Annotated in this window: 1 protein-coding gene; it reads left to right on the top strand. The window is 46.1% G+C overall.

Translation table 11 applies throughout. The annotated features are described in order from the left end of the window. Positions 1-17: 17 nt before the first annotated feature. The coding region (locus tag ACNOHI_RS24685) for a RagB/SusD family nutrient uptake outer membrane protein (RefSeq protein ID WP_420477376.1) at positions 18-831 on the top strand (814 nt) is incomplete at its 3' end.

Genomic DNA, 831 nt, shown 5'->3' with positions numbered 1-831 from the left:
TGGATAATTACGCCATAATGAACCAGTCGACGCCAATGGCTGGGGAAGAATCTGCCGATACGTATTACCTTACGGAGAGTAGCTACAATTCCATTTCGAACGTTAACACCAGGAATAATTATATATGGGCTGACCAGGGTGAGCGGATAGGGGACTGGTCTAATCCGTACCGGGCAATATTTTATGCCAATGTGGTGCTGGATGCGCTGAATGACAAAGCGAAAGGGCTGGCGGAGGATGAAAAGAAGGTGATCAGGGGAAGTGCCTTGTTTTTTAGGTCATTCCTGTTTTACGAGCTTGCCCAGGTGTTTGCCAAACCTTACTCTGAGGAGGTGTTATCCTCGCCGGGAATTCCTTTGCGTCTTGATTCAGATCCCGATGCAGCTTCTTTCAGGGCAAGTATAGGGGATACCTATGCTCAGATTATTTCTGATCTTAAGCTTGCAGGGTCACTGTTGCCTGTAACGTCTGCTCCTAAGAACAGGCCTTCGGGGGCGGCTGTTTATGGTTTGCTTGCCCGTATCTATCTGAACATGGGAGAATATGAAAATGCCTCTCTGTATGCTGATTCGTGCCTTTCTGTTAATAACGCCCTGATGGATTATAACTCTTTAAGTAAAACGGCAACAACGCCCATTGCGAGGTTTAACGATGAGGTGATTTTGGCGTCCAGATCATACGATCTGTCTAATCTCCTGGGGACTTCGAGGTGCAGGGTGGATACGCTGCTTTACAATTCTTATGTAGCTAACGATTTGAGGAAAGTGATTTTCTTTAAGAAGAACACGGATGGTTCTTATACGATAAAGGGCAGTTATGACGGAGCTTACA

Source organism: Noviherbaspirillum sp. ST9, from assembly GCF_048799745.1.
Taxonomy (GTDB): domain Bacteria; phylum Pseudomonadota; class Gammaproteobacteria; order Burkholderiales; family Burkholderiaceae_D; genus Noviherbaspirillum.
The sequence above is the reverse complement of the archived record's forward strand: the minus strand, read 5'-3'. Positions and strand labels throughout refer to the sequence as shown.